General features: G+C 39.0%; 19 protein-coding genes. 6 read left to right on the forward strand and 13 right to left on the reverse strand.

From position 1 onward, the window contains the following. Positions 1-32: 32 nt before the first annotated feature. Entirely contained in the window at positions 33-236 is a 204-nt protein-coding gene (locus E0D95_RS15835; protein WP_130803227.1) for an amino acid transport protein, read from the forward strand. A gap of 189 nt (positions 237-425) precedes the next feature. Continuing rightward, positions 426-1,709: an MFS transporter gene (locus E0D95_RS07075; RefSeq protein ID WP_130803228.1), complete on the forward strand. Its 1,284-nt coding sequence runs from the start codon at positions 426-428 to the stop codon at positions 1,707-1,709. Between the two features lie 146 nt (positions 1,710-1,855). Here E0D95_RS07075 and E0D95_RS07080 read toward each other — a convergent pair whose 3' ends face one another. The 10 genes from E0D95_RS07080 to E0D95_RS07130 all read right to left on the reverse strand — a co-directional run bounded on the left by E0D95_RS07080 (position 1,856) and on the right by E0D95_RS07130 (position 10,730). Then, a complete protein-coding gene (locus E0D95_RS07080; RefSeq protein WP_130803229.1) occupies positions 1,856-2,455 on the reverse strand; it encodes an alpha/beta hydrolase in 600 nt (199 codons plus the stop codon). 58 nt (positions 2,456-2,513) lie between these two features. Then, positions 2,514-2,798, reverse strand: a complete 285-nt coding sequence (locus E0D95_RS07085; RefSeq protein WP_130803230.1) for a hypothetical protein — start codon at positions 2,796-2,798, stop codon at positions 2,514-2,516. After that, the gene (gene pnuC / locus E0D95_RS07090; protein ID WP_130803231.1) at positions 2,795-3,373 is read right to left on the reverse strand and encodes a nicotinamide riboside transporter PnuC; all 579 of its coding nucleotides are present in this window, start codon (positions 3,371-3,373) and stop codon (positions 2,795-2,797) included. Before pnuC ends, E0D95_RS07085 begins: the two co-directional genes overlap by 4 nt. A gap of 117 nt (positions 3,374-3,490) precedes the next feature. Further along, positions 3,491-4,624 carry an acyltransferase family protein gene (locus E0D95_RS07095; protein ID WP_130803232.1) on the reverse strand — a complete coding sequence of 378 codons (1,134 nt, stop codon included), beginning with the start codon at positions 4,622-4,624 and terminating at the stop codon, positions 3,491-3,493. A gap of 226 nt (positions 4,625-4,850) precedes the next feature. Continuing rightward, a complete protein-coding gene (gene pgaD, locus E0D95_RS07100) occupies positions 4,851-5,264 on the reverse strand; it encodes a poly-beta-1,6-N-acetyl-D-glucosamine biosynthesis protein PgaD (RefSeq protein ID WP_130803233.1) in 414 nt (137 codons plus the stop codon). 27 nt (positions 5,265-5,291) lie between these two features. Continuing rightward, positions 5,292-6,554, reverse strand: coding sequence for a poly-beta-1,6-N-acetyl-D-glucosamine synthase (pgaC, locus tag E0D95_RS07105; RefSeq protein ID WP_130803234.1), 1,263 nt, complete (start codon positions 6,552-6,554; stop codon positions 5,292-5,294). A gap of 12 nt (positions 6,555-6,566) precedes the next feature. After that, positions 6,567-8,642: a poly-beta-1,6-N-acetyl-D-glucosamine N-deacetylase PgaB gene (gene pgaB / locus E0D95_RS07110; RefSeq protein WP_130803235.1), complete on the reverse strand. Its 2,076-nt coding sequence runs from the start codon at positions 8,640-8,642 to the stop codon at positions 6,567-6,569. A 394-nt stretch (positions 8,643-9,036) separates the two neighbouring features. Further along, on the reverse strand, positions 9,037-9,429 hold the full coding sequence (locus E0D95_RS07120; protein WP_130804854.1) for a hypothetical protein: 393 nt from the start codon (positions 9,427-9,429) through the stop codon (positions 9,037-9,039). A 390-nt stretch (positions 9,430-9,819) separates the two neighbouring features. Beyond that, on the reverse strand, positions 9,820-10,161 hold the full coding sequence (locus tag E0D95_RS07125) for an FKBP-type peptidyl-prolyl cis-trans isomerase (protein ID WP_130803236.1): 342 nt from the start codon (positions 10,159-10,161) through the stop codon (positions 9,820-9,822). Positions 10,162-10,196: 35 nt separating this feature from the next. Then, positions 10,197-10,730 carry a YaeQ family protein gene (locus tag E0D95_RS07130; RefSeq protein WP_130803237.1) on the reverse strand — a complete coding sequence of 178 codons (534 nt, stop codon included), beginning with the start codon at positions 10,728-10,730 and terminating at the stop codon, positions 10,197-10,199. Positions 10,731-10,939: 209 nt separating this feature from the next. On the opposite strand from E0D95_RS07130, the gene dctA reads away from it, so the two are divergent. Next, positions 10,940-12,199, forward strand: coding sequence for a C4-dicarboxylate transporter DctA (gene dctA / locus E0D95_RS07135; RefSeq protein ID WP_130803238.1), 1,260 nt, complete (start codon positions 10,940-10,942; stop codon positions 12,197-12,199). Between the two features lie 63 nt (positions 12,200-12,262). Here dctA and E0D95_RS07140 read toward each other — a convergent pair whose 3' ends face one another. Next, entirely contained in the window at positions 12,263-13,261 is a 999-nt protein-coding gene (locus E0D95_RS07140; RefSeq protein ID WP_130803239.1) for a CobW family GTP-binding protein, read from the reverse strand. 501 nt (positions 13,262-13,762) lie between these two features. Here E0D95_RS07140 and E0D95_RS07145 point away from each other — a divergent pair. Then, positions 13,763-13,996, forward strand: coding sequence for a hypothetical protein (locus E0D95_RS07145; protein WP_130803240.1), 234 nt, complete (start codon positions 13,763-13,765; stop codon positions 13,994-13,996). A gap of 173 nt (positions 13,997-14,169) precedes the next feature. On the opposite strand, the gene E0D95_RS07150 is transcribed toward E0D95_RS07145, so the two are convergent. Continuing rightward, positions 14,170-14,634 carry a type IV secretion protein Rhs gene (locus E0D95_RS07150; RefSeq protein WP_130803241.1) on the reverse strand — a complete coding sequence of 155 codons (465 nt, stop codon included), beginning with the start codon at positions 14,632-14,634 and terminating at the stop codon, positions 14,170-14,172. Between the two features lie 266 nt (positions 14,635-14,900). On the opposite strand from E0D95_RS07150, the gene E0D95_RS07155 reads away from it, so the two are divergent. Together E0D95_RS07155 and E0D95_RS07160 are read left to right on the forward strand one after the other, a co-directional pair. Beyond that, positions 14,901-16,529: an NAD+ synthase gene (locus E0D95_RS07155; protein ID WP_130803242.1), complete on the forward strand. Its 1,629-nt coding sequence runs from the start codon at positions 14,901-14,903 to the stop codon at positions 16,527-16,529. A gap of 7 nt (positions 16,530-16,536) precedes the next feature. Further along, positions 16,537-17,592 carry a hypothetical protein gene (locus E0D95_RS07160; RefSeq protein ID WP_431830758.1) on the forward strand — a complete coding sequence of 352 codons (1,056 nt, stop codon included), beginning with the start codon at positions 16,537-16,539 and terminating at the stop codon, positions 17,590-17,592. A 45-nt stretch (positions 17,593-17,637) separates the two neighbouring features. Here E0D95_RS07160 and E0D95_RS07165 read toward each other — a convergent pair whose 3' ends face one another. Next, on the reverse strand, positions 17,638-18,822 hold the full coding sequence (locus tag E0D95_RS07165) for a porin (RefSeq protein ID WP_130803244.1): 1,185 nt from the start codon (positions 18,820-18,822) through the stop codon (positions 17,638-17,640). Positions 18,823-18,943: the final 121 nt, after the last annotated feature.

Consider the following 18,943-nt stretch of genomic DNA (forward strand, 5'->3'; position numbering starts at 1 on the left):
TCCATGGTATAAATACACATAGATTGATGAAAATGAACACCACGCAATTATTACTTGGCCTCATATTCAGCTGTATTGGCTTAGGCTATTTTTTATATGGCAAAAAACAAAAAGTTATTGTGCCTTTAATCTGTGGTTTAGTGCTTATGATTTTTCCGTATTTCGTTGAAAATATCACCTTACTCAGTGTGATAGGTGTTTTAGTTTCCATCCTTCCCTACTTTATTCGTTTATGATCCGTTTTATAAAGACACGCCGATCTTTCTCATCAATGTCGTCATGCTTAGACCCATGCAAAATAGCATTACATCTGTTTAGTTTTTATTTTTCTAATCAAGCTGCTTCGATCATTTTAATTGACTTACTTTTAATTTAAATTTCCAGTAATATCGGGCGAATCATTTTATTTTTGAATCTTTTACAGCATGGATGCTACTGCACAACTTTCTTTTCAGGATAAACGTACCCTTGCCCTTTCGTCACTAGGTGGTGCACTGGAATTTTATGATTTTGTCATTTATGTATTTTATGCCAAGATCATTTCAGATTTGTTTTTTCCCAATAGTTTAAGTCCATTTTGGGCAATGCTGAACACCTATGGCATCTTTGCAGCTGGTTATTTTTTCCGTCCTTTGGGCGGTGTGGTCATGGCTCATTTTGGTGATTTAGTTGGACGTAAAAAACTATTTTCACTATCAATTTTACTCATGTCTCTACCTACTTTAATGATCGGGATATTACCGACATTTGAGTCAATTGGTTATCTTGCACCTGTACTTTTATTATTTATGCGCATTATCCAAGGCATTGCAATTGGTGGCGAAATTCCTGCGGCATGGACATTTGTTTCGGAACATGTACCAGAGCAGCGTATTGGCCTCGCCAATGGTTTATTAACCGCGGGACTATCTTTAGGCATTTTACTGGGTGCACTGATGTCTTTGTGGATTTCACTCCAGTTTAATGAAACTGAAATTCACCAATGGGCATGGCGAATTGCATTTATTGCAGGAGGGATTTTTGGATTATTTGCCTTGTATTTGCGTAGTTATCTAAAAGAAACCCCTGTATTTAAAGCCATGCAAGCGCGTAAAGCGTTATCCAAAGAGCTACCGGTAAAACAAGTTTTAAAGCAACATAAGACGGCGGTTGCGATTGGCATGTTATTTACGTGGTTTTTGACGGCTTGCGTGGTGGTGATCATTTTGGCAATGCCGAATCTTCTCACGAGCACTTTTGGTTATGACCGTGCGACTGCATTTAAAATGCAAAGTGCTGCCATTATCATGCAAATGCTCGGCTGTATTTTGGCTGGGGCACTCGCTGATCGTTTTGGCTGTGGCAAAGTGATGATGGCTGGCGCAACTATGCTTGCAATTGTTGCGGCAATTTTTTATCAGAGCTTGGGACATGCCAGTCAGCATATAATTTTTATAGAGTATATGCTGCTCGGTTTATGTTCAGGAACAGTCGGCATGGTGTCATGCAGCATGGTGAAAATGTTCCCTGCACCCATTCGATTTTCTGGCATTTCATTTTCTTATAATGTCTCTTATGCCATTGTCGGTGGTTTAACTCTGCCCTTCATTCAAATTTTAAGTCAGTATAGTCAGATCGGTGCAATGTATTACATCTTTGCTCTCGCTATTATGGCATGTATCACGGCGATGATATTTAAAAGTAAATTTGAATCATCGCCTAACAGTTAAATTGAATTATTACGTTGGTTAAAGCTCGTGATTTGTTACGCTGTTGTTTGTTACTCTGTTCTAACTTCTGATCATTGATACATTTTGCACAAACAGCTTGAAACAGCCTATATCACCATTGGTAAAAAACACGAGCTTGTCCCACGTTATAGAGATTTTAAAAACTCAAGACCTCGCTTGACTTCAATCTCATTCACTGAGTGCCCAAGTCCTTTATAGGTTTCCAGTTCGACATTAAACCCCGCTTCACGTAAGGATTTAAAGGCGTCCTGACTTTCATAGACTGGAATGACTTCATCCGCTTCACCATGCATCAGACTAATTTTGGCAGACTGGTTGGCATTGGTTTCAATGGGAGATGCCAGACGACCCGAAAAGCCAATCACACCTGCAATTGGCCAACGACCTGAAGCAACGGCATCCAAAGACATGATTGTTCCTTGTGAAAAACCACAGAATACAACCTGCTCAATTTTATCTTTAAAATCTTGTTCATCCAAAATTCGCAGTACAGTTTGATCAAAATACTCACGCGCCTGTTGAATACGCTCGAAACGATTTTCTTCAGTAATTCCCGTCAGACTAAACCATTCAAAAACTTCGTGACTTTGCATAAATGGAAAAGGCGCATTTGGAGATGAAATACTTAAACCCTCAATCTGGCGCTGCCAATATTGCGCAATTGGCAATAGATCACGACCGTTACTGCCTACACCATGAAACATAATGACAAGTTTATCGCTCATCTGTTTTACCTTTATCATCTAACTCAATCTATCTTAATCGGCAATTGACTTAAATGTTTCATACATTCATATCAATCTTGTAATGTCCTTGCTTGATTTCGATGCTTAACCTTTTTGTTTTGTAATGGCTTGGATATTCAATTGAAATATAAAATTCATCTGCGCCGTCATCTAGCCCAGAAATAACCCAACTGGTGCCTTGTGGAAAATCATGTAACCACTGTGCCTTATACACATCGGACACCGAATCAAAATCCAGATAATCTTGTGGAGATTGGCAAATTTTCTGCGCCAGCTCATCAAAACATTGCTGTTTGTATTGTTCCAGATTCAGGATCTTCATGTTGTCAACTGGGTATTTTGCTTCACTTTAACTTGTTGCCATTGCCACCAGCCAAAGGCTGCCATCACCACAAAAGCAGCATATAAGCCCGCTGTCAGATATAAATCTTTATAAATAAACATCGCCACATACACAATATCGACAAAAACCCAGAGTATCCAAGTCGCGATATGTTTACGACTGGTCCAATAAGTGGCGAGCAAACTAAACGCTGCCAATTGCGAATCGAGCATCGGCACAGCAGCATCGGTAAAGTGTTTTAAAGTTAATCCAAAAATGACTCCGCCCACTGCGGCAATCGCCATTTGTATGATCACCAATTTAATGCCAATTGGTTCAATACGAATATCATGGTCTATCTGCTTGCCTTTAAGCCAATGATAAAATCCGTAAAAGTTCACAATCATAAAGAAAAATTGCAGAATGGTTTCACCATATAATTTAAAGGTGAAAAATAAATAGGCATATAAAACAAAGGCCAGAAAATTAAACCACCAGCACCACATATTACGTTTAATGGTTAAGGCCACACCAATGATGCTAATGATCACTGCAACAATCTCAAGTGGAGACATGTTTTGTACATCAAAAAATGGAAAAGACTATTATGAAATGTTTCTGACGTTAGGCAAATGATTTCTATTCACTTAGACCATGATTTATTTGAAAAACCTACGTGATCAAACATTAAACTATTTAAGTGCCCAATCAGATAAACGATTACTTAAATGAATGGCGAAAGTATCCACATAGCGGCTATACAGGTCAGCAATGAAAATCAAGGCGATAAAAAACACCATAATTGAGCCAATGACAGAGATGTTATAGCCCCACCCCCATGCAAGAAAATAGTTAAATACAGGCAGACAAACACAGTACATCAGCAACAAATGCAACAAATAAATTGAAAAAGATAATTTCCCCAAATACACACAAATACGATTATCCAGCAGTTGCGACAACCTTGGATTCATTAAAATACTATAAACAATCAAAATACCTGAAAGAAAATTGCAGTAGTCATACGTCTTATCGCCCATCAGTGAATGCAACCCTGCATAGGCTGCACTGGTGTTATGAGCTCCAGCGAGATAAAGTCCAACCAATAAAATCATGATTGCGAAGGCAGAAGAACGAGTGATTCGCCCATACATAAAAATCAGGGAGCCAATTAAAAAGCACAACAACCCCAGAAAAAGTTCCTGATTTTTAAAGAAAATAGCCGTGGTCGGGAATAATAAAACCAAGGGTAAAAACAGGCGTTTATCCAGACTATAGATATACAATAATCCGAACAGTAAAAATGAACCGATTAATTCAACCTGCATCGTCCAGAGCACCCAGTTGATGCTCGATTCAGCAAATAAAAATGAACCAATCGTACCTTCATAGATTGCGCGTGAAAAACTCACGTCTTGTGTCGCCAAGACTTTTAGCCAATATTGTACCTGCGAGCTATCAATGTCACTAAATTGCAAAGCTGCCCACAGTAAAATACACGAACCCAAAGCAGGAATGGCAAGACGTGGATAGCGTTTTATCATCATGGATTGCAGCTTTGACTGCATATTTTTGCTTTTACAAATCACGTAAGACAAGATAAAACCACTGAGCACAAAAAAAACATACACGGCGGCTGTACCTGAATACCAAAAGGCAAACGGTGAATGATGAATAAAATATACTAATGAATTGTTTGCGACATCATGCTGGTCAAAATGATGTAAATATGGATAAAAACTTAAACTTAAATGTGAAAACACCACCGCCAGACACGCCAGTCCACGAATGCTTTCCACCGCATTGAGTTTGCTAAATTTATCCATATTGGAACATCTTCATTTTAAAGCATACCTTCCACAACAACACCCTGTTCTAAGCGATTTGGCAGTGAATGTGATCGCATTGATCTCAAAGTATAATCGCTACTTTGCCTCACACTCGTCTTTAACATTGCCTAAACACTAAGAAATCCCTATTCTTTTACAACAATATAAATGCCAGCTTGCGAACAAGCTGGCATTTATATTTTGTTATTTATCGAATGAAAAATTAATCAATGTGAGTAATACGACCAGTGTCGTCATGATGCACTACACTGATTTTTTGCGCGCGACCTTGATGAATCTCAGTCTCATCCAACTCAAAATAACGGGCATAATCTGTCACGTCTTTTTCACTCAGTCGTTTCACACTTTTTGCAGGAACGTAGTTGCTCCACAGTAAGAGTGCCACTGCACAAGCCACCAGTGAACTCACACCATGCTCAATGCCAAGACTAAAAGCACTGAATAACTGATGAATCAGATGGTTTTTTTCAAGCTCAATCAAAGCCCAAACCAAAATAAATGGACGCCATAGCAATAGCCATGCTCCCCACATCATCATGGTTGAAGTATTTGATACATAGCGTCTGTGCCATGGCAACTGATGGCGCACGTCGATAATCAAATTATTTGATTTCATGGAAATCTCTCATAAAACATTTAACATCTACATGCGCATGCCACGGTCAGGACTGACCCAGCGTGCGCGTTTTTCGTCACCACGTAACAGGACTTTAGGAAAGGCGACGATCGTTGCGCTAATGGTAATTAACCAAAATACGAACGGATACCAAATCATCCAGTAGTAGTTTTTACCTAAATTAGGTTCATAACGACTGTCCATCCATTTGCTCATCGCAAACTGAAGCAGACAGGTCGCGCCTAATAATATTCCGCTGCCATACGGTAAAAATGGCGAGCTGATTCCAGACAACTCTCCAAGCGGTAGTACAAAATGTACCAACCAGAGAATTGCCATAATAAGCATTAAATATGACCACACTAAGGTCAGACATAACTCAAACATCAGTGGCCATAAAAAATTCAGTTTTGGCTTGAGGAACACATCCAGATTTTTGATTAAAACCTGTGCGCCACCCATTGCCCAACGTAAACGCTGCTTCCATAACCCTTTTAAAGTTTCTGGCATTAAAATCCAGACCAAGGCATTCGGTTCAAAACGAATATCCCAACCCGCACGTTGTAATTTCCAGGTTATGTCGATGTCTTCGGTTAACATGTTGGGTGACCAGTAACCGACTTCATGCACAGCACTTTTACGAAAAGCGGTAATGACGCCAGATACGGTAAATAAACGACCAAAGCTGCGTTGTGCGCGCTTGATCATCCCCACAATGGAAGAAAACTCGCCCACCTGAATTCGTCCTAACAAGGTAGAACGAGTACGAATACGTGGATTACCCGTCACTGCTGCAACGGTTCGATCTTGCAAGAAATGACGAATCATCCATTTCGCAGCATGGGGATCCAGCAATGCATCACCATCGATCCCGATTAGAAACTCAGCTTGGGTTAACAAACTGCCTGCCTGTAAAGCGACGGCTTTGCCCTGATTCTGAGCCAGATGAACGACGCGTAATTTATCATATTGCGTTGCCAATTTGTCTAAAACTTCAGCAGTATTGTCCGAGCTACCGTCATTAATCGCAATCACTTCAAAGTTAGGATAGTCCAGTCCCAAAGCATGACTAATGGTTTCCTCAGCATTATCCCCTTCATTAAAACAGGGAATCAACACCGCAACCATTGGATATACGTCTAATTCCGCTGGTTGCTGATATGGAGGATCCTTGCGCTCTTTCCAATAAAAGATAAGCGCACCCATCATCCACAAATACGACATAAACAGCGGATAATAAAACACAAAGTTTAAAGCCGCTTGCCATAAATGATGTAAGGTTGTTGACATGGTCAATTCCTGCTACGGGACTAACTTTGAAGGTTTAGTCGCAAATACATCACGCAACATTTCGGTATCAGGATGATCTTTAAATGGATCATCTGGATAGTAACCCACATGCATCGCTCCTTGACTGTACAAAGAGCGAATCGTGTCGACAAGCTCCTGCGACGGCACTGGTTGATTCGTGCGCCAATTGGTGGCTTGTAGCTCAAATACGGTTTTCTTGATTCCGTTCGGATATTGTTTTACACGTTTCACAATATCCTGATAGAACTTGGTCGGATTCTCTGCCTGCTCCATGTAAGGCATGGCCATAATGGCAGTAAAATCGTAACGTTTTAATGACTGCTCAAGAGACTGTGAATACCAGTTCTCTGCATAAGGAGATAAAGCAACCTGCGCATACATATTGCGGGCGGTCATTAAATAAGGCTGATAATAACGCACGTCAGAAGCAAGCTTCATGGCAAAGTTATCAATCGTTTTGATTTTAAAATCGGTCCACTTCGATAACAGCGCATCATTATTACGAATTTTTTCCAGATCAGTCGGCAAGCCTGCCTTAGCATAAGCTTTTAATGCCTCTGGACTGGCATCTTCGTAATCAGACAAAGTGGTATCATCGTGGAAAAGTATACCATCAAACGTCGAAGATTTGGCTAAATCTGTGTAAATTCCTTCAATCACTTTACGTGCTTCTGGCGAATAAGGACTTAAACGAATATAGCCCATATTCAAATGATCGCTATTTTTCGGCTGCTGAGTCACGACCAGTTTCTTCGCGGCAGGATTACTTTTTGGTAATTCCCATGCCATGAGTGGCATCCATGCATAGACGCGATTGACATTGGTGCGTGTGGAAATTTGCCACGCGACACGATTGAACAAATCGGCGCGCATAGGCACATAACGATTTGGAAAATACACCATGTCCGCAGAACCATTGGCATCAGGATCTGAAAAAGCTTGCAAATAAACTGTATTTACGCCAGAGGCACGAATCCGATCCAGCACATGACCCAAATTACGTTCTGTCTGGGCTGGATCTGGGTCATAGATATAGTCCAGATCGATATGCATGATTTTTTGAGGACGGTTATTATCGGTCATATTCATCTGACGCGTTAAAATATCCTGCGCCAGATCATCTGTACTCTCGCCACGGGTGACCAATATACGGCTTAAATGTCCTAAAGATTTAGTCACATGATCTGGACCATCATCTAGCGTTACGGTAATTGGCATACCCAGTTTTTTCGCAATTCGCACGGTTTCCATGTTATAGCGACCATATGGCCATACCATGACACGTGGTGCACGAATACCATGCGCCTTAAAGGTATCAATATTTTTCTTTAAGTCATCACTAATCCGCTTTTCATACGCACGATCCGACTCATAGGTTTTAGTTTTAGCATCATAAATACGTGTAGTAGCAGCAGGCTCTGAATTACCCTGTGGATTCCCCATCACTCCATGATGCAAATCATAACTATGGCTTCCGATTTCAATGAAACCACTGTCCTGCATTTCTTTAATTTCTTTCCATGTCAGCAATTTATCGCGATTTAATTTTTCATCGCCAAATTGCACAATTTTACCGGGTTTAACTTCTAACCATTTACCCACCACTGCCAACACGGCTGGTATTTTTCGTGCTTTTAAAATCGGGTAGGCATAGTCATAAAAGGACTGGTAGCCATCATCAATAGTCAATAACACGGGTTTAGGCGGTAACTTGATTTTACCTTCATTGGCTTTAATCAATTGATCAACACTAATAAAGTGATAACCATTTTTAATCAACCAATCCAGATGCATTTCAAAACGTTTTGGTGTCACTGCATAATCTGGAATAATCGCTTCTTTAGATGTAATCTCGTGATAACCAATCAGCGTTAATGTTGAAACATCTATTTGAGGTTCTTCTTCTGGTGCTTCACCGGTATGTGGATCTGTCACAACTGGAATCTCCGCTGCTTGAGGCAGGTCAGCAGGCATTACTGATTCAGCTTGGGCATGACTGATTCCAATTGAACTGAACAATAATGAAATGCTCAACGTTAAAGTTTGCAAGGGAAAGCGTGCTGGCATAGAAATATCATCTTTAAATTCGGGTTATGTCTGAAAAGTGTCTATTTCATTCAAAACAGAGATCATCTATTTTAGATAATTCTGTCCATTAGACTCAAATCTTTCAGGCTTTTAACAGCGTCAGTTATACTAGTCAATTCTGAAAAAAATCTTAAAAATTTTTGTAGGTTTTTCTTAACTTTACAGTCATATTTCAATTTTTTTAAATTTATAATTTAGCGTTTTAAGCACTTGTTTTTGTATAAAAAACGCCCCATAAAAGCGTGATGGAATAGGCATTTTAGAATCAAAAAAAGATGACAAAAAGTCATCTTCTGAATAAATAAATCACAATAAAGCTAAAACAATCAACTTAATTTTTCAAAAATAAACCGAGTTTAACTACAATCAGTATTTAATATTCAATGGCCGTAAAATTCGGATGTTCCGCCATCTGCTCTAAATAATAACGCTCTTTCTGATATAAATATTTATATAATCGGTTAATCCACTGACCACGTCGAAAAATCTTAATTTTTTTTGTGGTTCCATCATAATCCAATAACACAATTTTCGCGTCTTGTTGGAACAAGGTAATACGATAGCTGGTATTTTGTTGTAAGTTAAAAGAAGTGACTTCTTTAATAATTTCAACTTTGTATTCGCCATCCAGCCAATAATGACGATCGAAGTTAATTTTTTCTTGAACCCATAAAGGCTTAACGTCTTCCTCTGTGGTGTCCAGCATAAAAAAGTGATCTAATTCTTTTAAAAGCTCAGTAACAGTTAAATCTGAATAGTCATTCATCATGATCATCTCGAATATTATTGCTTTTATATCAAATAACCTTAAATCAAACAGCACAGAAGAGTTCTACTACTCAACACTATTTTAATAAAACTCTGCCTTGGATTTATTTTACAACATAGAAAGCCAAATCGATCGCAAGAATTGTTATACAATTTTTACATAATTATTTTATAAAATGAGTTCATTCGTAGAATGCATAGATGCTTTTCACTAAATATGCATTCCAATATAGTTTACTGACTAGACAGATTAGTTTACTTTTCAATATTTCACTCATATTTTTACTCGTATATTTAGCGTAAAAACATTAATTTCTTTCATCTTTTTTTAAATTGTTTTTTATTTCTCTCTAAAAGAAAAATAAAAAACAACCTGAAAACAAATCTTTTATTGATCTCTGGTTTTAACATCAAATAATTCAATTTCAAAAATCAGATTTGAATTTGCTGGAATAATTTTACCCATTTTACGTTCGCCGTAAGCGAGATGTGCAGGAACAATCAGTTTACGCTTGCCACCGACTTTCATTCCCATAATGCCCTGATCCCAACCTTTAATGACCCGACCTGTTCCAATCACTGTTTCAAAATAATTGCCACGATCTAGCGAAGAATCAAATTTGGTGCCATCTTCCAGCCAACCTGTGTAGTGCGTGGTAATCAAAGCCCCTTTTACCGCCTCTTTACCCTCACCTATTTTTAAATCAATAATCTCTAATTCTGTTGTCATCGCTTGCTCCATAAAAAAATAATGAAAGGATCACCTTAACCTTGTAAAAGTGTCCATTGAATTTCAACCTGTGCTTGATCACCCAGTAATGTCCATTCACCATCCATCACATTAAGTTGTAATTGCATGGTACGCTGACACAGTTGTTGCAATTGCGCTGAACTCTCTGCTGACAATTGCCACACTTGCACATTTTCCAGGGTCTTAATTTTAGCATTACGTTTCCACCAGTCATCGACCTGTGTGCCATACGCAATCACCACAACTTGCTTACAACGCGCCGCAGCTTTTTTGACTTTATCCTCAGAAGGCAGACCGACTTCAATCCATTGCTCTAGCTGACCCGTCAAATCTTTTTTCCACAGTGCTGGTTCATCACTTTCAAATAAATCTTTGGTAAATTCCAGTTGTTCGTCTGCATAGCGGGCAAATGCCACAATACGAACCATTAAACGTTCTAAAGTCTCAGAAGGATGCAATGCCAGTGTAAGTTGATAATCAGCATATTGGTGCTGATCCATATCAGCAATATTCAAATCCGCTTTATAAATTGTTGCCTTAAGCGCCATAACAAAACCATCTATTTTTGATGGGCGCTAGCATACCCGATTTTGAATATGACATAGAAGTCATCTGCTTGTTGTCTTTATTCATACACGTGCTATTGCTTAGAGCGTGCTCATTGCACCTTATCCGCTTAAATTTATCTTTTTCTGCTTCAAACTGGCGAGTTTCTTGCAATATATGGGCGATTTCACAGTAACGAAGAAGCGGCATTATGTGGCTAAAAATTAAATCCAGTCTTTTCCTGCAAGTCATTATTGCACTGATTCTAGGCATCATCCTCGGTTTAAGTTTTCATGATTTTTCCTTAAATTTAAAGCCTTTAGGGGACGGCTTTATTTCCCTGATTAAAATGCTGATTGCTCCGATTGTGTTTTGTGTGGTGGTTCTTGGTATTTATGGGGCAAGTGACATTAAAAAGATGGGCAAAGTAGGTGCAAAAACGATTCTTTATTTTGAAGTAGTCACCACTATTGCACTCATATTGGGCATCGCGGTCGCTTATGTATTTAAACCGGGCGTCGGTATGAATATTGATATCACCACCCTCGATAGCAAGGATCTGAGTACCTACACGGAACGTGCGCATGCCATCAGTTCAGGCTCAGATTTTATCTTGCATATCATTCCTAAAACCTTGTTTGGGGCTTTTAGTGATGGAGATATTCTTCAAGTTTTACTGATTGCAATCTTGTTTGGGGTAAGCTCATTACTGATACCCAAACAATTTTCAACAATAGTGTGTCAGGGACTTGAAGCTTTCTCTGAAGTTTTATTTAAGATGATGGGCTTAATTATCCGACTTGCTCCACTAGGGGTACTCGGTTCAGTCGCCTATACCACAGCCAAGTTTGGCTTAGATTCTCTGATGCAATTGGGTTATCTGGTGATTTTGTTTTATCTCACCTGTATCGTCTTTGTGATTGTGATTTTGGGTTCAATACTTAAAATCGCAGGTTTAAATATTTTCAAATTTTTAAACTATTTTAAAGATGAACTTTCAATTGTTTTAGGGACAGCTTCTTCAGATTCAGTCTTGCCTCAAATTATGAAAAAACTCCGGGCACTGGGCATTAAAGACTCAACGGTGGGTTTGGTAATTCCTACAGGCTATTCGTTTAACCTAGATGGCTTTTCTATTTATTTAACGTTGGGGGTAATTTTTATCGCGCAGGCATGCAATATTGATTTGTCCATGCATGACCTGATCGCCATTTTACTGGTGTCACTGGTGACCTCAAAAGGTGCACATGGAATTCCAGGCTCGGCATTGGTCATTTTGGCAGCGACTTTATCCGTCATTCCAAGTCTTCCAGCCATTGGACTGGTGTTACTGCTTTCTGTTGACTGGTTTATTGGAATCGTGCGTGCTTGTACCAACCTGATCGGTAACTGTGTTGCGACTGTAGTGATCGCGCATTGGGAAAAAGATATTGATCATGTACAAGCGAAAGCAGTGCTTGATCAAAAGTAATCCCAAACTAAAACCAATCAGATAAAAAAGTAATAAGAAAAAAACGGTCAGCTAGAAACTACATTAGGTTTCTAGCCTACATGCCAATAAATCGGTTTCCAGTTTTAGCCAGTTATGTTCATGCTGGCTAATCATCTCAATGCGATTATCAATATTTTCCTCACCCGATTTATAATTGAATTGCTCAGGATTGCAATTAAAATACATCCAGCCTTGATGGGTATGAAAAATAGCCTTGAGACGCAGCCAGTCTTTTTGAGCACATAACACGTCCAGCAACTGATCAAAATCAAATACCCAGCGACGGGGAAATTTCCAGCCTGCAACCAGATAACCTTGCGCATGCTCGACATAATGATATGGCAGTTGTTTGATTTCGGTTACCGCTTCCTGAATGGACTGCTGTCTTTGTTGAATTAACAAAGGTTGAATTTTACGTTCTATTGTACGATGTGGCTGATCAATCTGCTTTAAATCCAGCTCACCATGCGCTGTTTTCAACCATTGTTGTTGATATACCGCATATTCCTGTTGCAGTTGCTCAAGAGCCAGATCATCTTCAAATGTCATAATATCTGTATGAGAAATCACGATGATTTCAGCCGCTTTGATTTGATCTTCATATAAATTGTGTTTGACCCAAGCACGATCATGCAAACGGCTTCCGTCCACCACAGTGACCAACGCTCGCATATCTAGACTACTCTGCCAGTGCGGCTCAGTCAGTTGCTCCATCAATTGAGCAGGATGCCCCAAACCTGTGGGTTCTATAAATAGTCGATTGGGTTGAGCATCTGTCAGTAATCGAGCCAACGCAATATGAAGTGGCAATTGACTACTACAGCACATGCACCCCCCCAACAGCTCTTTTATTTCAAAACCCTGCTGCTGTGGTAATAATTGCTGATCGATACCAATTTGACCAAATTCATTCATCAGGATCGCCCAAACTTCATGCTCAGGTTTTTGTTGCAATAAATGCTGTAAAAGTGTGGTTTTGCCCGCACCTAAAAAACCTGACAGAATATGGGTTGGAACAATTTTAGATTGGATAATTTTCACGTAAGCTCAACCAGACAATGTAGTAATTAAACGCAGCAGTATTGAACATGTGTAGCTCAACAATTATGAGCTATCTTATCAACATTCTAAAAGTTCAGATTTATTTCGAATAGCTAAATTAAAATAATTATGTGATTAAACTCACACTCATAATCTACAAAAACATTATATTATAGTTTCATAAAAGGAATATCCAATTTTGAATGTGTGGTTGAATTTAAGGGTTTGTAAAATTAAGTAAATTAGCTGCTTTAATTTTGAACGGATTGAAATAAATACATACATTTTAAAGAACATTAAATTGTGTGATTTTTACAATAAAAACACATTCAAAGCCAAATTGTAACTTCAATGTAAATTTTCAGGTTAAGCATTGTGTCTAAGGTTGCTGGCAGTCAACTGAGCTCTTAGCATGAATATCAAGCGAAATGACTCGAATTCATTTTTGGGTGTTTAAATTTCAGCTTGTAATTTATTTAAATTAAATAAAGGATGCCTCCAATGAAACTTGTTAAAATTTTACTTGCTTCAACTTTTGCTTTAGCGACTGCTTCGACATTTGCGGCTAAAGCGGATTCTGCACAGGAACAGGATAAAGTTGTTGTATCTACTCAAGAGTCACCAGCGACTACAACTTCTTCACCTGAATCTGCTGCGGGTCAACCAACTTCAGCACAACCGGGTTCTGAAAATGCTGCTGAAGCTCAAGGTCAGCCTGCACAACCTGCTCAATAATGTGCTGAATCTCTCCACAAAACAGCATTTATTTTGATTTAAATTTCCCAGTTTAAATCACGGCTTGAGGGGTTGAACCATTGCTGCGGTTCAGCCCCTTAACTGTTTTTTAACGCTATCAGTTTTAAATCATCTCAATATAAAATTGATCTCACTATAAAACGTTGTTTTGATCAGGTCGCATTCGATCGAAATGGAATACAGGCAGCTAAATCGTCACAACGTTGTCCCGTTTGTCGCTTGATAAAATAATCCTGAACCATTTGCGCCTGTTGCTCAATTCCATATTGAAAGAACTGCTTGCCTTGCTCCAGCACATAGCGATATTTTCGATCAAAAATACCCTGACGAATCAGTTTAACGCCCTGTTGAAACTGCCAGACATGTACAAGTTCATGAATAAACCATGATTGCAATTGAATCGATTGCTGTGCAAAATCTTCATGCCAATTGGCTGGATTAAAATAAATGTTGCCATTCGGGCTGATCGCAAAATGTTGAATGACCCAGCGATGCGCAATAATCTGTACCCGATCAAGTTCAATAGCACGACCGAATACACTTGTAGCCAGATGTTTTTCAGCCTGTGTTAACTTACGTTTTCGCACGATTAAATATTGCTTGAGACCGTATATCATGTTCTTACTGAAAAAATCTTAAATTTACTCATATAATGTTATGATAAATTGCATAAAAAATGTCAATTTGTACGTATTCCATAATAATATGCAAAAACTTGTCATTTTTTACGCCGAAAAACATTGTATTGGTATATATTATCCAGCTTGCGCTTTAACGTATTACGTTTAAATTTAGTTTTTACCTCATACACAGAGTTGAATAAAAATAATGATAAATCAACATGTTGTGTATATCTGCATATATAATCTAGGATTAGGTTTGGATGAAAAGTTTTAAAATTGCCCTTGCCCAATTTTCACCGCATATTGGCAATATAGACTCAAACGCTCAAAAAATGATTGAGCAAGCACTTGAAGCAAAAAAACAAAATGCTGATTTAATTATATTTCCCGAACTTTCAGTGATCGGCTATCCTGCTGAAGACCTTTTATTACGTCCAGCTCTTGCCAAACGTACACAAAAGGCATTTGAAAAGCTTGCTGAAGTTAAAGATATCGTGATGGTGTTTGGTTTTGTGCATCAAACTCAAGAAGGTCAACGTTATAACTCGGCTGCCGTCATGAAAGATGGGCAAGTGCTTGGGATTTATAATAAGCATAATTTGCCAAACTATAGTGTATTTGACGAAAAACGCTATTTTAATGAAGGTCATCAGCATCTTGTTTTTGAATATCTGGGACATAAGTTCGGAGTATTGATTTGTGAGGATATCTGGTCACTCAATACCGTTAAACAAGTGGCTCAGCTCAATGTCGATAGTATTCTGGTTTTAAATGCATCCCCTTATGAAGTAGGAAAACCACAGCATCGTGTGCAAACTCTGACTGAATTATCCAAGCAATTTAATGTCAATCTGATCTATGTTAATCAGGTCGGTGGTCATGATGATCTGATTTTTGATGGCAGTAGTTTTATTGTGAACCATGACAGTTCACTTGCCTTAAAAGCCCCTAGCTTTAAAGAAGCACTTTACTTCACAGATTTTAATCCTGAATACAAAAAATTTAATATTACAGATCCATCTCCAAATCTGGATGCCATTGCGGAAATTTATCAGGGTCTGGTCATGGCGACTCGTGACTATGTGCAACGCTCAGGTTTTCCGGGTGTAATTTTGGGACTTTCTGGCGGTATTGATTCTGCGTTAACGCTGGCAATAGCAGTCGATGCATTAGGTCCTGATAAAGTTCAGGCGGTGATGATGCCATATACCTATACCGCTCAAATTAGTGTTGAAGATGCTTCTGAACAAGCTCGCCGTATGGGAATTACCTTTGGTATTGCTGAAATACACAATGTTGTGAATAGCTTTATGCAAACCCTGTATCCATTTTTTGGAAACAGCCCTGCCGATGCCACTGAAGAGAACTTGCAGGCGCGCGCGCGCGGTACATTGTTAATGGGTTTATCCAATAAATTTGGAAATCTCGTACTTTCGACAGGGAATAAATCTGAACTGGCAGTCGGCTACTGTACACTATATGGTGATATGGTCGGTGGATTTTCAGTTTTGAAAGATGTGTATAAAACCATCGTATTTGAACTTGCTAAATATCGTAATAGCCTGAGCGATACACCTGTGATTCCTGAACGTGTCATTACGCGTCCACCGTCCGCGGAACTGCGCCCAGATCAAAAAGATCAGGACTCATTACCTGCTTATGATATTCTGGATGCAATTTTGTACGCCTATATTGAAGAAGATCAAAGTCAGGCTGATATTATTGCCAAAGGTTTTGATCAGGCTGTAGTAGAAAAAGTGATTCGTTTGGTCGATCGAAACGAATATAAACGCCGTCAAGGCGCAATTGGACCGCGTATTAGCTCACGTGCCTTTAGTCGTGAACGTCGCTACCCGATTGTAAATGGTTGGAGACCAGATGACGCATAAGGATCAAATTGTCAGGGATCAGACAACATCAGCTCATGAACAACTTGCTCAGGCACTTCTGCTTGAGCAAGTCCGTTATTTTAAAGTGCAGCTTTCTACTAAAAACTCGCCTGAATATCTACAACACGTAACTCATCTTATTTTTAATACGTCACAACATCTGACTTTAGGTCAGGTGGTTACACTGGATCAATTGCAAGCGGTAGTCAAACGCTATGCACTGGAAATGCAATTAGGTGCAGGCCTACTCGAATTTATTGGTGAAATTTCCCAACAAATTTATCTCTACATGCTTAAATCTACGGCGACCCTGAATGATTTGGTTTCCGATCATCAATTTGAAATCTGGCTGTCCAAAATTTTAGAGCTGGATCATATTCGGGTCTATCTAAATAATTTTTTAAAAAATAGTCCAGCCATTGGGCAACTGTGTCATTTTGTGGCGACCACTGTTTTACAAAATAAACTTCCTGTTCTATTTGGCGCTTCATCTGCATTAAGCGTTCAAAACCATTCAAAAAGCACCTCTGAATGGAAACGTAAATTATTGCGCTTTTCGAGCATGCAACAGCAAAAAATTGAACAAAAACTGGAAGATTATTTGGCAGATTTCATTCAACAGCAACTGGCCGAATTAAGCATTCTTTCCGATGAAGATTTAGAAATTTTGGTACGTGATATTTGGGATGATGTTAAAGACAAAGCGATTTATCAATATATTTCTCAGCTAGAACCAATTGACATTGAAGAATTTTTTGTCCTGATATATGAATACTGGAAAGAATTGCGTCAATCATCCTTAATGCAAAACGTGATTTTACACGGCGTAGACGTGTTTTATCGATTTTATCAAAATGAAAGCTTGCAAGATTTGCTCTTCGGGATTGGCCTCACTGAGCAAGATATTCAAACCGAAGCGTTACGTTTTTATCCCAAGGCGATACAGGCATTAGATGAACAAAATCTGCTTGAGCCTCTCATTTATAATCTGCTCAAACCTTTTTATGTTCGCAATGAAACTTTGAATGTCATTGCTGAACATTTGAATCATCCAAAGTCTTAAAGTCTAAACCACCTCACCTGCTTAGGTGGTTTTAAACCCCATTTTTTAGAAATAATATCCGACAGCCAAATAAAACATGTTGTCCCAGCCGTTGTGCTCGGCATTTCCTTGTGCCAGACTTTGAGCATCGCCACCATTCATGGGGTCATTACGGCTCATAATATATTCAGCTTGTACCCCAATGGCTTTGTAGTTAAATGCAACGCCGCCAATCAACCGTTCTGAATCTTTCGCAGTCGCGCTGTCTTTGAAAAAGCGACTATGCGACAGATAAGGTTTGATATTTTCCAGATGAAAATAAGGCTGCTCAAACGTATAGTTAATTTCATTGACCACATAGCGGCCTTTGTTTGCCAATTGATAATTGGTATCAAATGCTCCTAAGGTTGAACTATCTGGAAAAATAATATCCTGATTTTTTATTTTTTGTTCACCATATAAACTCAGCCATTGCCATTGCGCGTACTGAGTCGTCGCAAAAATATTCCATGTGTTACGATGGCCTTGTCGCTGCGTCACTTTATTTTCAAGATCAGAATACCAAAACGATGTCCCAAGCTCAGTTGCCAATTTATGACTTGCATCAAATTGGAATGTCTTGGTCAAGCGTGCAATCCACATATTCTTTTCTTTAAGATGCGTTCCAGCAGTTAAATCATCCGCCTCAACAAAGTTAGCACTATAACGACTGGCGTCTTTGGACGTACCGGTATAATTCCCACCATCACGCGGGTAAAATCCTAAACTGGCATGATAATCGTCGTGATTGATTTGGTATTGCACACCCAAATTCGAGATATCTTCAAAACCAACAGTATTCATCAGTGTTTCGTAATAACTACTGCCCCAAAACTCACCCAATCCAAAATCAATCGGCTGTAATCCCACACGCAAACGTTGTTCGTCATTCAGTTGATAACCCATCCATGCGTGACGTAAAAAAACCGCATCACACAGTCGGTCATATTGATAACAGCGCGCATCTACCGAAGCCAACCAGTTGCGATTTTCATAATCCAGCACCAGACGAATATCCGCTAAACGCCAATCATTATTTTGTCCTTCATTGGCAGGTTGCTGATAATTTTTAGTTAAATAACGGGTTCGAATGGCCCCCGACAAGGTTAACTGACCGATATCTGCCTGAGGATCTCCCCAGCTTAAATCAGCAGCCCATACACTTGAGCTAAAAAGAACACTGGTTGTAAGTAATAATATTGACTTATTCATGTCATAACGTCCTAAAAATGAGGTAATGAAAATGCATAAGTTCGTTTTTAATTAGAAAACTAAAAAATGTTGAACTTGATTGTAGCCATTCGAGATAAACGAAAAATGTAAATAAAAAAAA

This window comes from Acinetobacter ihumii (assembly GCF_900625095.1).
GTDB classification, from domain to species: Bacteria; Pseudomonadota; Gammaproteobacteria; order Pseudomonadales; family Moraxellaceae; genus Acinetobacter; species Acinetobacter ihumii.

Bases quoted from the DNA above. Each gene is read 5' to 3' on its own strand.
- E0D95_RS15835 (WP_130803227.1), top strand. From the start codon at position 33: ATGAACACCACGCAATTATTACTTGGCCTCATATTCAGCTGTATTGGC.
- E0D95_RS07130 (WP_130803237.1), bottom strand. From the start codon at position 10,730: ATGGCGCTTAAGGCAACAATTTATAAAGCGGATTTGAATATTGCTGAT.
- E0D95_RS07085 (WP_130803230.1), bottom strand. From the start codon at position 2,798: ATGAAGATCCTGAATCTGGAACAATACAAACAGCAATGTTTTGATGAG.
- E0D95_RS07155 (WP_130803242.1), top strand. From the start codon at position 14,901: ATGAAAAGTTTTAAAATTGCCCTTGCCCAATTTTCACCGCATATTGGC.
- E0D95_RS07075 (WP_130803228.1), top strand. From the start codon at position 426: ATGGATGCTACTGCACAACTTTCTTTTCAGGATAAACGTACCCTTGCC.
- E0D95_RS07120 (WP_130804854.1), bottom strand. From the start codon at position 9,429: ATGAATGACTATTCAGATTTAACTGTTACTGAGCTTTTAAAAGAATTA.
- pnuC (WP_130803231.1), bottom strand. From the start codon at position 3,373: ATGTCTCCACTTGAGATTGTTGCAGTGATCATTAGCATCATTGGTGTG.
- E0D95_RS07095 (WP_130803232.1), bottom strand. From the start codon at position 4,624: ATGGATAAATTTAGCAAACTCAATGCGGTGGAAAGCATTCGTGGACTG.
- E0D95_RS07150 (WP_130803241.1), bottom strand. From the start codon at position 14,634: ATGATATACGGTCTCAAGCAATATTTAATCGTGCGAAAACGTAAGTTA.
- E0D95_RS07125 (WP_130803236.1), bottom strand. From the start codon at position 10,161: ATGACAACAGAATTAGAGATTATTGATTTAAAAATAGGTGAGGGTAAA.
- E0D95_RS07165 (WP_130803244.1), bottom strand. From the start codon at position 18,822: ATGAATAAGTCAATATTATTACTTACAACCAGTGTTCTTTTTAGCTCA.
- pgaC (WP_130803234.1), bottom strand. From the start codon at position 6,554: ATGTCAACAACCTTACATCATTTATGGCAAGCGGCTTTAAACTTTGTG.
- dctA (WP_130803238.1), top strand. From the start codon at position 10,940: ATGTGGCTAAAAATTAAATCCAGTCTTTTCCTGCAAGTCATTATTGCA.
- pgaD (WP_130803233.1), bottom strand. From the start codon at position 5,264: ATGAAATCAAATAATTTGATTATCGACGTGCGCCATCAGTTGCCATGG.
- E0D95_RS07145 (WP_130803240.1), top strand. From the start codon at position 13,763: ATGAAACTTGTTAAAATTTTACTTGCTTCAACTTTTGCTTTAGCGACT.
- E0D95_RS07080 (WP_130803229.1), bottom strand. From the start codon at position 2,455: ATGAGCGATAAACTTGTCATTATGTTTCATGGTGTAGGCAGTAACGGT.
- pgaB (WP_130803235.1), bottom strand. From the start codon at position 8,642: ATGCCAGCACGCTTTCCCTTGCAAACTTTAACGTTGAGCATTTCATTA.